The sequence below is a fragment of the Dactylosporangium aurantiacum genome (assembly GCF_000716715.1).
Lineage (GTDB): Bacteria > Actinomycetota > Actinomycetes > Mycobacteriales > Micromonosporaceae > Dactylosporangium > Dactylosporangium aurantiacum.
Genome location: NZ_JNYJ01000011.1, coordinates 14,256 through 26,615 on the forward strand (window position 1 = coordinate 14,256; position 12,360 = coordinate 26,615).

General features: G+C 75.0%; 12 protein-coding genes and 1 pseudogene. 10 read left to right on the forward strand and 3 right to left on the reverse strand.

What is annotated here, in order from left to right; genetic code table 11:
* Nucleotides 1-18: 18 nt before the first annotated feature.
* From OP18_RS14600 to OP18_RS14625, 6 genes and pseudogenes are all read left to right on the forward strand, one after another.
* Nucleotides 19-780: pseudogene (locus OP18_RS14600) on the forward strand (hypothetical protein); the annotation flags it as partial.
* A 269-nt stretch (nucleotides 781-1,049) separates the two neighbouring features.
* Nucleotides 1,050-2,630 carry a murein biosynthesis integral membrane protein MurJ gene (gene murJ, locus OP18_RS14605; protein WP_033359435.1) on the forward strand — a complete coding sequence of 527 codons (1,581 nt, stop codon included), beginning with the start codon at nucleotides 1,050-1,052 and terminating at the stop codon, nucleotides 2,628-2,630.
* Between the two features lie 65 nt (nucleotides 2,631-2,695).
* Nucleotides 2,696-3,730, forward strand: a complete 1,035-nt coding sequence (locus OP18_RS14610; RefSeq protein WP_156089546.1) for a glycosyltransferase family 4 protein — start codon at nucleotides 2,696-2,698, stop codon at nucleotides 3,728-3,730.
* A gap of 25 nt (nucleotides 3,731-3,755) precedes the next feature.
* Nucleotides 3,756-5,852 (forward strand): hypothetical protein, encoded by a 2,097-nt coding sequence (locus OP18_RS14615; RefSeq protein ID WP_052386728.1) that lies wholly within the window; start codon nucleotides 3,756-3,758, stop codon nucleotides 5,850-5,852.
* A gap of 70 nt (nucleotides 5,853-5,922) precedes the next feature.
* Entirely contained in the window at nucleotides 5,923-7,632 is a 1,710-nt protein-coding gene (locus OP18_RS14620) for a CTP synthase (protein ID WP_052386729.1), read from the forward strand.
* The gene (locus OP18_RS14625; RefSeq protein WP_033359436.1) at nucleotides 7,629-8,225 is read left to right on the forward strand and encodes an NUDIX domain-containing protein; all 597 of its coding nucleotides are present in this window, start codon (nucleotides 7,629-7,631) and stop codon (nucleotides 8,223-8,225) included. The genes OP18_RS14620 and OP18_RS14625 overlap by 4 nt, the downstream gene beginning before the upstream one ends.
* Nucleotides 8,226-8,267: 42 nt before the next feature.
* Here the strand turns inward: OP18_RS14625 and OP18_RS14630 are convergent, their stop codons facing one another.
* Nucleotides 8,268-8,741, reverse strand: coding sequence for an anthrone oxygenase family protein (locus OP18_RS14630; RefSeq protein ID WP_033359437.1), 474 nt, complete (start codon nucleotides 8,739-8,741; stop codon nucleotides 8,268-8,270).
* 75 nt (nucleotides 8,742-8,816) lie between these two features.
* Here OP18_RS14630 and OP18_RS14635 point away from each other — a divergent pair, with 75 nt between their 5' ends.
* Together OP18_RS14635 and OP18_RS14640 are read left to right on the forward strand one after the other, a co-directional pair.
* Nucleotides 8,817-9,740: an AraC family transcriptional regulator gene (locus OP18_RS14635; protein ID WP_033359438.1), complete on the forward strand. Its 924-nt coding sequence runs from the start codon at nucleotides 8,817-8,819 to the stop codon at nucleotides 9,738-9,740.
* Between the two features lies 1 nt (nucleotide 9,741).
* A complete protein-coding gene (locus tag OP18_RS14640; RefSeq protein WP_033359439.1) occupies nucleotides 9,742-10,125 on the forward strand; it encodes a YchJ family protein in 384 nt (127 codons plus the stop codon).
* Here OP18_RS14640 and OP18_RS14645 read toward each other — a convergent pair.
* Both OP18_RS14645 and OP18_RS14650 read right to left on the reverse strand, forming a co-directional pair.
* Entirely contained in the window at nucleotides 10,107-10,673 is a 567-nt protein-coding gene (locus tag OP18_RS14645) for a GNAT family N-acetyltransferase (RefSeq protein WP_033359440.1), read from the reverse strand. The two genes, OP18_RS14640 and OP18_RS14645, sit on opposite strands and share 19 nt — an antisense overlap.
* A 9-nt stretch (nucleotides 10,674-10,682) precedes the next feature.
* Nucleotides 10,683-11,087 (reverse strand): ATP-binding protein, encoded by a 405-nt coding sequence (locus OP18_RS14650; RefSeq protein WP_033359441.1) that lies wholly within the window; start codon nucleotides 11,085-11,087, stop codon nucleotides 10,683-10,685.
* A 122-nt stretch (nucleotides 11,088-11,209) separates the two neighbouring features.
* Between OP18_RS14650 and arfB the strand changes: the two genes are divergently transcribed.
* Together arfB and OP18_RS14660 are read left to right on the forward strand one after the other, a co-directional pair.
* A complete protein-coding gene (gene arfB / locus OP18_RS14655; RefSeq protein WP_033359442.1) occupies nucleotides 11,210-11,635 on the forward strand; it encodes an alternative ribosome rescue aminoacyl-tRNA hydrolase ArfB in 426 nt (141 codons plus the stop codon).
* Between the two features lie 11 nt (nucleotides 11,636-11,646).
* Nucleotides 11,647-12,360: an RlpA-like double-psi beta-barrel domain-containing protein gene (locus tag OP18_RS14660; RefSeq protein WP_211273550.1), complete on the forward strand. Its 714-nt coding sequence runs from the start codon at nucleotides 11,647-11,649 to the stop codon at nucleotides 12,358-12,360.

Genomic DNA, 12,360 nt, shown 5'->3' on the forward strand with positions numbered 1-12,360 from the left:
GGCCGGGCCGGACGCGCCGTGGCCGGCCGGGCCGCGACGGGCCGGAGTGCGGCAGGCCGGGCAGCGGCAGGGCGGGCCGCGACGGGCAGGGCAGCGACGGGCCGGGCCGCGACGGGGCGGAGCACGGCCGGGCGTGGGATCCGCGCGGTGGACCGCAGCGGGCGGGGGCCGCGGGTCATGGGAGCCGTGGCGGTCGCCGGGCTCGGCGCCGGGGCCGTCGGCCTCTACGACGACCTGGTCGGCGGGCGGCCCGAGCACGCGGCGAAAGGGTTCCGCGGGCACCTCGGTGCGCTGAAGGAAGGGCGGGTCACCAGCGGCCTGGTCAAGATCGCCGGGGTCGGCGCGGCGGGTCTCGTCGCGGCGGCGGCGCTGCTGCCGGGGCGGCGCAAGGTCGACGTGCTGCTCGGGGCCGGGGTCATCGCCGGGGCGGCGAACCTGTTCAACCTGCTCGACCTGCGCCCCGGGCGGGCGATCAAGGCCGGGATCATCGCCGGGACGCCGCTCGCCGCGGGCAAGGGTGGCGGCGCCGCCGCGGGCGCTCTCGGCGCGGCCGGGGCGCTGCTCGCGGCGGACCTCGGTGAGGAGATCATGCTCGGCGACGCCGGGGCGAACGCGCTCGGGGCGGTGCTCGGCACGGCGTACGTGGCCAGGACCGGCACGTTCGGGCGGCTCGCCGCGCTCGCCGGGCTCGTCGCGCTGACCGCGGCGAGCGAGAAGGTCAGCTTCACCCAGGTCATCGAGCGGACCCCGGCGCTGCGGGCGATCGACCGGCTCGGCCGGCTGCGACCCATCGCACCACCGGTGATGGCCGCACCACCCGCTACCCGGACATCCGCGGACGCGACCGCACCCACCGAAACCGGCACCACCGCGGAAGCCGAGGCCGCGGAAGTCCAGGCCGCGGAAGTCCAGGCCGCGGAAGTTCAGGCCGCGGAAGTTCAGGCAGCGGAAGTTCAGGCAGCGGAAGCCGAGGCCCGGCGCCGGCCGGCCGAGGAGCAGGCGGACGCCGGGGTGCGGCCGAAGCCGTCGCCGAGACCGCGTCGCGACGGGTGACGGGTAAGCGGCTGCTCGGGGCCGCGGCGGTGGTCGCGGCGCTCACCATGCTGAGCCGGATTGCCGGATTTGCGCGCATTCTGGTGTTCAACTGGTCCGTCGGGCCGACGTACCTCGGCAACGCGTACACCGCGGCCAACGTCATCCCGAACATCATCTTCGAGCTCGTCGCCGGCGGGGCCCTCGCCAGTCTCGTGGTGCCGCTGCTGGCCGGGGCCGTCGCCCGGCAGGACCGCCACGCCGTCGCCAAGACCGTGTCGGCGCTGCTCGGCTGGGTGTTCGTGCTGCTCGTGCCCTTGGCGGTGCTCATGGCGCTGCTCGCCCGACCGCTCGTCGCGCTGCTGATGCGCAACCAGCCCGCCGCGGCCGTCGACGCGGGCGCGGACATGCTGCGGGTGTTCGCGCCGCAGCTGCCGCTGTACGGCATCGGCATCGTGCTCACCGGCACACTGCAGTCGTACCGGCGCTTCGCCTGGCCGGTGATCGCGCCGCTGCTGTCGAGCGTGACGGTGATGACGGTGTACGTGACGTTCGGCGCCCTCGCCGGGCGCGGCGCGGACCTCGGCCGGGTGGGCGACGCCGAGCTGTGGCTGCTGTCCGGCGGCACCACCCTGGCGGTGGCGGTGCTGACGCTGAGCCTGCTCATCCCGCTGCGCCGGCTCGACCTGCGGATCCGCCCGGGGCTGCGGTTCGACGTGGGCGAGGTGCGCACGCTGCGGCCGCTCGTCGTCGCGGGCGTCGTCACGGTCGGCGGGCAGCAGCTGGTGTTCGGCCTCGCGGTCGCGCTGAGCGGCTACGCGGGGGAGGGCGCCATCTTCGTGTACAGCCTCGCCCAGACGATCTTCCTGCTGCCGTGGGCGGTGCTCGCCGTGCCGGTCGCCACGACCGCGTACCCGGGGCTGGCGGAGGCGGGCGCGGCCGGCGACCGGGCCGGCTTCGCCGGCGTGCTCGCCCCCGCGGTGCGCACCGTGGTGGTGCTGACCTGCCTCGGCGCGGCCGCGCTCGTGGTGCTCGCCGAGCCGGTCGCGGTGATCCTCGCCGGGGCGTCCTCCAAACCGCATGACATCGGGCAGCTCGCCGGCGGGATCGCCTGGTTCGCCCCGGGGCTGCTCGGCTACGGGCTGTTCGCGCTGCTGTCCCGGGCCCTGTACGCGCACCGCGACGCGTACCGGGCGGCCCGGGCGACCGCGCTCGGCTGGGCGGTCGTCGCGGCCACCGCCGTGCCCCTCGCCGCCGCCCTGCCCCTGCAGCGGCGGGTCGCGGCGCTCGCGGCGGCCAACTCCGTGGGCATGCTCGTGCTCGCGGCGGCGCTGCTGGTGGCCGTCCGCCGGGCCGCCGGCGCCGCGGCGGTCGCGGGCGCCGGCCGTACCACCGCCGCCGCCGTCGGGTCGGCGGTCCTGGCGGCGGCCGTCGCATCGGCACTCAAGGATCTGGTGTGGGGCGGCGGGACCCCAGATGTCCTCGGGGCGACCGCACAGGGCATGCTGTGCGGGGTCGCGGTGGCGGTGGTGTTCCTCGCCGGAGTGGCCGCTACGGACCGGGGGAGCCTGCAGCGGCTCATACACAGGAGGGGCTGAGCGTGGGCGCCCGCATCGCGTTGGTCCTGGCGTCGAGCACCGGCGGCGTCGGCCGGCACGTCGCCATGCTCGCCGAGGGCCTGGCCCGGCACGGCCACGAGGTCAGCGTGCACGGCCCGGCCGCGACCGACGCCCAGTTCGGCTTCGGCGACCGCGGCGCGACGTTCGTGCCGGTCGAGATCCCCGCCAGCCCCCAGCCCGGCGACCTGCTCGCCGTGCGGGCGCTGCGCCGCTCGCTCAGCCGCCGGCTCGACGGCGACGGCGTCGTGCACGCGCACGGGCTGCGCGCCGGGTTCGTCGCCGCGCTCGCCCGCCCCGCCGGCACCCCGCTCGTCGTCACCTGGCACAACCTCGTCCTGGCGCAGGGCCTGCGGGCGAAGCTCTACCACCCGCTCGAGCGGCGGGTCGCCCGCGCCGCCGACGTGACCCTCGGCGTGTCCAGCGACCTCGTCGCGCGGGTCCGTGAGCTCGGCGGCCGGGACGTGCGGCTCGCGCTGGTGCCCGCCCCGGTGCGCCCGCCCGCCGCCCGCGGCCGCGACGAGGTCCGCGACGAGCTCGGCGTCGAGCCGGGCCGGCCGCTGGTGCTGGCCGTCGGCCGGCTGCACCCGCAGAAGGGGTTCGAGACCCTGGTCGCGGCGAAGTGGACCGAGCCGCAGCCGTTCGTGGCGATCGCCGGCAGCGGGCCGTCGTACATGACGCTCGCCCAGCGCATCTCCGCCGAGCACGCGCCGGTGCACCTGCTCGGCTACCGCGACGACATCGCCGACCTGCTCGGCGCCGCCGACGTCGTCGCCGTCACCAGCGTGTGGGAGGGTCAGCCGCTGTTCGTGCAGGAGACCCTCGCCGCCGGGGTGCCGCTCGTCGCGACCGCCGTCGGCGGGATCCCCGAGGTCGTCGGCGGCGCGGCGCGGCTGGTGGAGCCGCACGACGTGGAAGGGTTCACCGCCGCGGTCGAGGCGCTGCTCGCCGACCCGGCCGCGCTGCAGGACCTGCGGCGGCGGGGGCTGGCCCGGGCGGCGACCTGGCCGACCGAGCGCGACACCCTGGAGCAGGTCGAGGCGGTGTACGCGCAGCTGCCGAAGGCTGCCGGAAGGTCGTGACACGCCACCCCCGCGGGGACCGTTGATGCGGCACCGGCTGCACCGACTCACCCCGGCGCTGCTCTCCCTGCTGGTCGGGCTGGTCGCCCTGCTCGCGCTCATCCCGCGGCCCGCGTCGGACACCGTGGCGCCGTCCGCCGACTACGTCATCATCGTCGGGGTCGCCGGGCTGCGCTGGGACGACGTCAACCCGACCGACACCCCGACGATGTGGCAGCTGGCGCAGGACGGCGCGATCGGCGCGCTGTCGGTGCGCTCCGCGCGGCGGGTCACCTGCGCCGGCGACGGCTGGCTCACGCTCGGCGCCGGCAACTACGCGACGTTCACGACCGGCCCGGTCACCTCGCAGTGCCCGCCGCTGGCGGTGTCGATCTCGCCGGACGGGACGAGGACCGGCGCGTCGCTGCCCGACCACGGCGGGGTCGTGGCGAAGAACCGGGCGCTGCACTGGGGCGCCCAGCCGGGGGCCCTCGCCGAGGGCGTGCGCTGCACCACCGCCGTCGGCCCGGGCGCCGCCGTCGCCGCGGCCAGGCCGTACGGGCGGGTCGACCGGTACGCCGACGCCGTCGACGAGAACCTGCTGTCGGCGTGCGCGCTGACCCTCGTCGACCTCGGCGAGATCACCGGGACCGACGCCGCGACCCGCGCCGGTGACGCCCGCCGCGCCGACGCCGCGCTCGCCCAGGTCATCGCCGACCGGCCGCAACGGGCCGTCGTCGTGCTCGCCGGCCTGTCCGACCTGGAGGCCGGCACCCGCCTGCACGTCGCGATCGCGCAGGGCCCCGGGTACACCGGCGGCTGGCTCACCTCGCCGTCGACGTCGCGGCCCGGGTACGTGCAGGTCGTCGACCTCGCCCCGACCGCCCTCGCCGCCCTGGACCGGCCGATCCCCGGCAAGCTCTTCGCCGGCGGCGCCGCCACCATGAGCGACGGGCGGCCCGGCTCCGTCGAGCAGGCCGTCGAGCGCCTCGCCGACGCCGACCGGGAGGCCAGCGTCCAGCAACGGGTCGGCTCGACGTTCTTCACCCTGCTCGTGGTCGCCGAGCTGGCGCTGTTCCTGCTGGTGGTGCCGCTGCTGCGGTGGGCGCGGCGGCCCGCCGGCCCGGTCGCGCACCCGCCCGCGCCGCGCGTCGTCGTGCGCGCCGCGGAGGTGCTGCTCATCGCGGCGTCGCTGGCGGTGCCGGCGGCGCTCGTCGCGGACCTGCTGCCGTGGTGGCGGTGGTCGTCGCCGGGGCTCGGGTTCGCCGGGGTGACCCTCGCCGCGCTCGCCGCCGCGACCCTCGTCATCGCGTGGACGTCGTCGCGGAGCCGGGCCAACGCGCCGCTCGGCGGGGTCGCGGCCGTCGGCGCGCTCGCCGTCGCGCTCGACGTGCTCACCGGCGCGCGGCTGCAGCTCAACGGCGTCGCCGGGTACTCCGCCGCGGCCGGCGGCCGCTACGCCGGGGTCGGCGTCATCGGCCTCGGGCTGCTCGTCACCGGGGTGCTGCTCGGCGGTGCCAGCCTCGCGCAGCGCTTCGAGCGGCGGTGGCGGCCGTTCGTCATGGCCGTCGTCGGCGCCGCCGGGATGGTCGTCATCGCCAGCCCGTACCTCGGTGCCGACGCCTCCGGCGCGGTCGCGCTGACCGCCGGGGTGTGCGCGGCCGCGGCGATGGCCGTCGGCGGCTGGCTGACGATCACCCGGTTCGTCTGGGCGGTCGCGGCGGCGCTCGCGGTCACCGCCGGCATCGGCGTGCTCGACCTGTTCCGCCCCGAGGACCAGCGCAGCAGCGTCGGCCGGCTCCTCGTGCGCACGCAGGACGGCACCGCCGGGTACATCGCCCGGCGCATCGGCGAGGCGAACGTGGTGACAACGGTCACCAGCCCGTTGACGATCCTGGTGATCGGCACCGTGCTGTACGTGACGTTCGTGCTGCTGCGCGACTGGGGCGGGGTCCGCCGGCTGCTCGGGGTGTTCCCGCCGATGCGTGGCGCCCTCGCCGGGTTGGTGCTGGCCAGCCTGCTCGCCGGGGTCGTGGAGGGGGTGTCGCTCAACGTCCTCGGCGCCGCCCTCGCCACCGCCGCGCCGCTGACGGTCCTGGCGTGCCTGCGCGTGCTGGACCACGCCGACGACCGCACCCGCTGAGCGTCCCACCGGCTGAACCGGCCGGAGTGTCCGGAGCGGGGCCGTTCACCTGCTGTTAGGCTGAACTCCCGTGGATCGCTCTTCGACACGGACCGGTGCGAGCCGGCAGGCTAAGCACATCTTCGTCACCGGGGGCGTCGCCTCCTCACTCGGCAAGGGTCTGACCGGCTCCAGCCTCGGCAGTCTGCTCAGCGCCCGCGGTCTGCGGGTCGTCATGCAGAAGCTGGACCCGTACCTCAACGTCGACCCCGGCACCATGAACCCGTTCCAGCACGGCGAGGTGTTCGTCACCGAGGACGGCGCCGAGACCGACCTCGACATCGGTCACTACGAGCGGTTCCTCGACCAGGACCTGTCCCGCAACGCCAACGTCACCACCGGCCAGATCTACTCGGCGGTCATCGCCAAGGAGCGGCGCGGGGAGTACCTGGGCGACACCGTGCAGGTCATCCCGCACGTCACCAACGAGATCAAGGCCCGCATCCGGGCGATGTCGGCGCCGGACGCCGACGGCGTCGCCCCCGACGTCGTCATCACCGAGGTCGGCGGCACCGTCGGCGACATCGAGTCGCTGCCGTTCCTCGAGGCGATCCGCCAGGTGCGCCACGACATCGGCCGCGACAACTGCTTCTTCCTGCACGTGTCGCTGGTGCCGTACCTCGCCCCGAGCGGTGAGCTGAAGACCAAGCCGACCCAGCACTCCGTCGCCGCGCTGCGCAGCATCGGCATCCAGCCCGACGCGCTGGTGTGCCGCTCCGACCGGCAGATCCCGGAGAAGACGAAGAACAAACTCGCCCTGTACTGCGACGTCGACACCGAGGCGGTCGTGTCCGCCCCGGACGCGCCGAGCATCTACGACATCCCGCGGGTGCTGCACGAGGAGGGCCTCGACGCGTACGTCGTGCGCCGCCTCGGCCTGTCGTTCCGGGACGTGGCCTGGAAGAAGTGGGACGACCTGCTGGAGCGGGTCCACCACCCGCGGCAGACGGTCACCGTCGCGATCGTCGGCAAGTACGTCGACCTGCCCGACGCGTACCTGTCGGTCACCGAGGCCGTGCGCGCCGCCGGTTTCGCGCACCGCGCCCGGGTCGAGATCCGCTGGGTGCCCAGCGACACCTGCACCACCCCGGCCGGCGCCGCCCAGGCCCTCGCCGGCGTCGACGGCGTCGTCATCCCCGGCGGCTTCGGCGTGCGCGGCATCGAAGGCAAGATCGGCGCCGCCCAGTACACCCGCGAGCACGGCATCCCGACCCTCGGACTGTGCCTCGGCCTGCAGTGCATGACGATCGAGGTGCTGCGCAACGTGGCCGGCATCGCCGGCGCCAACTCGCTGGAGTTCGACGGCGACGCCGCGGACCCGGTCATCTCCACCATGGCCGACCAGGAGGACATCGTCGCCGGCAAGGGCGACCTCGGCGGCACCATGCGGCTCGGCGCGTACCCGGCGGTCCTCGCCCCCGGCACGCTGACCGCGGAGGCGTACGGCGCGCCCGAGGTGTCGGAGCGGCACCGCCACCGGTACGAGGTGAACAACGCCTACCGCGACGCGATGACCGGTGCCGGCCTGCTGATCTCCGGCACGTCGCCGGACGGGCGCCTGGTCGAGTTCGTCGAGCTGGACCGGGAGCGGCACCCGTTCTTCGTCGCCACCCAGGCGCACCCGGAGCTCAAGAGCCGCCCGACCCGGGCGCACCCGCTGTTCGCGGCGTTCGTCGGCGCGGCCGTCGCCTACAACGCCGCCGACCGGCTGCCCGTCGAGCTCGAGACGGTGGACGCGTGAGCGCTCGCGCGACCTACGAGGTGTTGTCGCACACCGAGCGGCTGCGCAACAAGGTCTTCGCGATCTTCACCGACGACGTCGTCATGCCCGGCGGCGACACCGCCAAGCGGGACTACATGGTGCACGTCGGCGCGGTCGGTGTCGTCGCCGTCGACGACGACGGGCGGGTCGCGCTGGTGCGGCAGTACCGCCCGGCGGTGCGGCAGGTGCTGTGGGAGCTGCCCGCCGGGCTCGTCGACGTTGAGGGCGAGCCGCTCGTCGACGCGGCCGCCCGGGAGCTCGCCGAGGAGGTCGACCTCACCGCCGCCACCTGGGACCTGCTGACGGAGGTCCATCCGTCGCCGGGCTGCTCCAACGAGAAGATCCGCCTGTTCCTCGCGCGGGACATCGCGCCGGTGCCCGACGGCGACCGGCACGCCCGTACGCACGAGGAGGCGGAGATGGAGCTGCACTGGATCGACCTCGACGCGGCGGTCGGCATGGCGCTCAGCGGCGAGATCACCAACGCGGCCTGCCTGGTCGGGGTGCTCGGCGCCGCGCACGCCCGCGATCGGGGCTGGAAGACGCTGCGCCCCGCCGCCTCCGCCACCTGACGTCCGCGGCCCGGCCCGGGGGCGTCCCCGGGCCGGCGCCCGTCAGTGCCGCAGCAGCGCGACGGCGAGGGTGAGCAGCGCACCGGCCGAGGAGACCGTGCGGACCGTGTTCCACCGGTTCCACGACGCCTCGAACGCGGCCCGGGCCGCCGTGGGGTCGGTCAGGCCGGCGGCGTCGAGCTGGTCGTTCAGCGGCACGTTCACCGCCGCGGTGACGACGAAGACCACGGCGTAGAGCAGGGTCGCCGCGACCAGCCACGGCAGCATCGCCCGGTGCGCGCCGCCGAGGTGCAGCAGGACCGCGGCGAGCGCGGCGAGCAGGGCACCGACGTACGCGGTGAGGAACCAGCCGTTGAGGATCGCGGTGTTGATCTTCTGCATGACGTCGACGAACGTGCGGTCCTCGACGTGGCGCAGGGCGAGCATCACCGAGGTGGAGTAGGCGAAGAAGACGCCCGCGGACAGGCCGACGAAGAGGGTCGCCGCGGCGAGGACGGCGCTGCGCAACTGTTCCATGCCGACCAGTCAATCCCCCGCGGCGCAGACGGGCCATGGCCGAGCATCGCCGATGCATGTGTCATCGTCTACGGTGTGGACGCGTTGACGGCGCTGCTGGACGGGCCGCGGGCCCGCGGGGCGTTCCTGCTGCGCTCGGTGCTCACCCCGCCGTGGTCGCTGCGGATCCGCGACGAGGCGCCCCTTGCACTGGTCGCGATGGTGCGCGGCGAGGCCACGTACGTCCCCGACCACGGCGCCGCCCGCACCATCGGGCCCGGTGACGTGATGGTGGTGCGCGGGCCCGGGCACTACACGGTGGCCGACCCGCCCGGCACGCCGCCGCAGGTCGTCATCCACCCGGGGCAGCGGTGCACCACCCCCGACGGCCGGGACCTCGCCGCGGAGATGCACCTCGGGGTCCGCACCTGGGGCACCGACCCCGACGGCCCGACGCTCGTCCTCACCGGCGCCTACGAGCTGGCCGGCGAGGTCGGCCGCCGCCTGCTCACCGCGCTGCCCGACGCGCTCGTGGTCCGCGAGGAGGGGCCCCTCGTCGGGCTGCTGGCGCAGGAGATCGCCAAGGACCGCGCCGGGCAGGAGGCGGTCCTGGACCGGCTGCTGGACCTGATGCTCATCTCCGCGCTGCGCGGCTGGCTCGACCGGCCCGAGGCGGGCGCCCCCGGCTGGTACCGGGCGCAGGCGGACCCCGTCGTCGGCCCGGCCCTCGCGCTGCTGCACCACAACCCGGCGCACCCGTGGACGGTCGCCACCCTCGCCGCGAAGGTCGGCGTGTCCCGGGCGCTGCTGGCGCGGCGCTTCGCCGAGGTCGTGGGGGAGCCGCCGATGGCGTACCTGACCGGCTGGCGCCTCGCCCTCGCCGCCGACCTGCTGCTGGAGCCCGGCGCGACGCTCGGCGCGGTGGCCCGGCGGGTGGGCTACGGGGGTGCTTTCGCGCTCAGCGCGGCGTTCAAGCGTGTCCGCGGCGTGAGCCCCCAGCAGCATCGTGGACAATCCTGACATGTCACGTGACATGTCACTCTGCCCGTGCGGGCTCGGCGAGCCCTACGACGACTGCTGCGGCCGCTTCCACCGGGGCGCCGGGACACCGCCGAGCGCCGAGCTGCTGATGCGTGCCCGGTACAGCGCGTACGTGGTCGGCGACCGCGACTTCCTGCTGCGCACCTGGCACGACAAGACCCGGCCGCGGCTGCTCACGGTCGAGGACGGCCAGCACTGGAAGGGCCTGCACATCCTGGGGCGCACCGGCGGCGGCCTGTTCGACACCGAGGGCACCGTGGAGTTCAAGGCCCGCTACGAGGCCGACGGCAAGCCCGGGGTGATGCACGACACCAGCCGGTTCGTGAAGGCCGACGGGGTGTGGTACTACGTCGACGAGGTCTGACGGGCCCGCCACTCCCGGTCGAGCATCGCGTAGACGTACTGGTCGCCGAACTCGCCCTTGAACAGCTCGTCCTCGACGAAGTGCGCCTCGCGGCGCATGCCGAGCCGGGACAGCAGCTGCCAGGAGGGCACGTTGCGGGTGTCGCACTTGCCGCAGATGCGGTGCAGGCCGAGCTCGTCGAAGCCCAGGCGCAGCATCGCCTCCGACGCCTCCCGGGCGTAGCCCCTGCCCTGGAAGTCGGGGTGCAGGACGAAACCGAGCTCGCCCTGGCGGCTCAGCGCGCTCTCCCACTTCAGCACGACCTGGCCGATGACCCGGCCGCCGAGGTCCATCGCCAGGACCAGCCACTGCCCCTCGGCGGTGAGCGCGTCCTGGGCGATGCGGTTCTTCAGCGAGGCCCGGGTCATCTCCTCGTCGTGGACCTCCCAGTAGAGGTAGCGCACCACGTCGGGATCGCCGGTGAGGGCGTGCAGGTCGTCGAAGTCGCCCTCGGTGAACGGGCGCAGCGCCAGGCGCGCGGTCCGGATGGGGTAGGAGGGGCGGAGCACGTCAGGATGCTAACCCGCCAGTGAGCTGCGCAGCGTGACAATTGTGCCGGCGGGCGTCGACAGCACCGTGACCTCGTCGACCAGGTGCCGGGCCAGCCACAGGCCGCGGCCGCTGACCGCGTGGCTCGGCGGCAGCGTCCGGCCGTCCAGCCGCTCCGCGGGGATGCCGGAGCCCTTGTCGGTGACCTCGCACAGCAGCTCGCCGCCGGACGTCCACAGCCGCACCGCGCCGCGCCCGCCGGCGTGGCGCACCGCGTTGGTGACGATCTCGTTGACGGCCAGCACGTAGTCCTCGAGGCGCTGGCCGAGCAGCCCGACGGCCGCGGCGGCACGGCTCACGGCGTGCCGCACCGGGGTGATCTGCTCAGCGTCGAACTCCTCGACGAGCAGCGCCGTCTCGACGGCCTCGGCCACGGTGTCACCTTTCCGCTGCGTCTCCGCTGCGACGTGCCGAGAGTACCCCGCCCCGCCGCGGAACACGCGCCGAAGTCACCCTGCAGTGCAAGATGCAGACCGGAACCCGCATCCTTGACGGCGTGGACGACGACTTGCGGGTCACCGACGACATTGCACTGCCGCGCGCCGAGCTCGGGTGGCGGTTCAGCCGCTCCGGCGGGCCCGGCGGGCAGTCGGTGAACACCACCGACTCCCGCGTCGAGCTGCGCTTCGACCTGGCCGCGACGCAGGCGCTGCCGGAGCCGCTCAAGGAGCGGGCGCTGCTGCGGCTGGCCAACCGGCTCGTCGACGGGGTGCTGTCGATCGTCGCGTCGGAGCACCGCTCGCAGCTGCAGAACCGGCGCGCGGCCGAGGAGCGCCTGGTCGCGGTGATCGCGCAGGCGATCGCCCCGCCACCCAGGCCGCGGAAACGGACGAAACCCTCCAAAGGTGCCATCGAGCGGCGGCTCACCGACAAGCGCCGCACCGCGCTGCGCAAACAGGAGCGCCGCCGCCCCCAGGATTAGAAGATCAGGATGTGGTACGACTCCCGGCCCTCCTGCTCGTCGTGACCCTGCTCGCGGCCTGCACCTCCGGTGCGCCGTCGCCCGGCGGGACGGCGCGGGCGCAGGAGACGCCGGGCCACCCGCCGCAGACCGGCGCCCTGCCCGGGATCTCCGACGTGCCGGCGCCGGCCGCGGGCCGCAGCCCCGTGCCGTCCACCGGCTGGGAGGTCACCGTCTACTACACCGCCGTCGCCGACCTGCACGGCGGCGCGTCGCAGCAGGTCACCGGCTGCCCGACGATCGACTGCCGCAAGGGCCGCGACCAGCGTGACCTCGGCACGTTCCCGGCGTCGTTCGTCAAGGCCGTCAAGGACGAGGGGACCGGACGCACCGCCGACGGGCGGTACCTCAACTGGTCCTACGACACCGGGTACTGGATGGACACCGCCCCGCGCGACACCGCCGGCCGCCCTCTCGTGCCGTGGGTGTCCGCCGCCGCCGACGGTGACGTGCTGCCCGCCGGCACCCGCTTCAGCGTCCTGCGGTGCGGCACCGCCGAGGTGACCGCCGCCGTCTGCGCCCGGCTCAAGGCCCCGACCTGGACCGTCGTCGACGAGTTCACCCCCGGCCTGGGCGGCTCGAAGCACGTCGACGTCTACATCGGCGAGGAGACCGGCCCCGGCTTCACCGGCTCCGACCTGTACACGACCCTCGACAACGCCACTCTGTCCGTGCTGCGGGCATGA

What these genes read in the sequence shown, in the direction of transcription:
- OP18_RS14610 (WP_156089546.1), top strand. Translation starts at nt 2,696, where the DNA reads ATGCTCGCCGAGGGCCTGGCCCGGCACGGCCACGAGGTCAGCGTGCAC.
- OP18_RS14615 (WP_052386728.1), top strand. Translation starts at nt 3,756, where the DNA reads ATGCGGCACCGGCTGCACCGACTCACCCCGGCGCTGCTCTCCCTGCTG.
- OP18_RS14630 (WP_033359437.1), bottom strand. Translation starts at nt 8,741, where the DNA reads ATGGAACAGTTGCGCAGCGCCGTCCTCGCCGCGGCGACCCTCTTCGTC.
- OP18_RS14640 (WP_033359439.1), top strand. Translation starts at nt 9,742, where the DNA reads ATGTCACGTGACATGTCACTCTGCCCGTGCGGGCTCGGCGAGCCCTAC.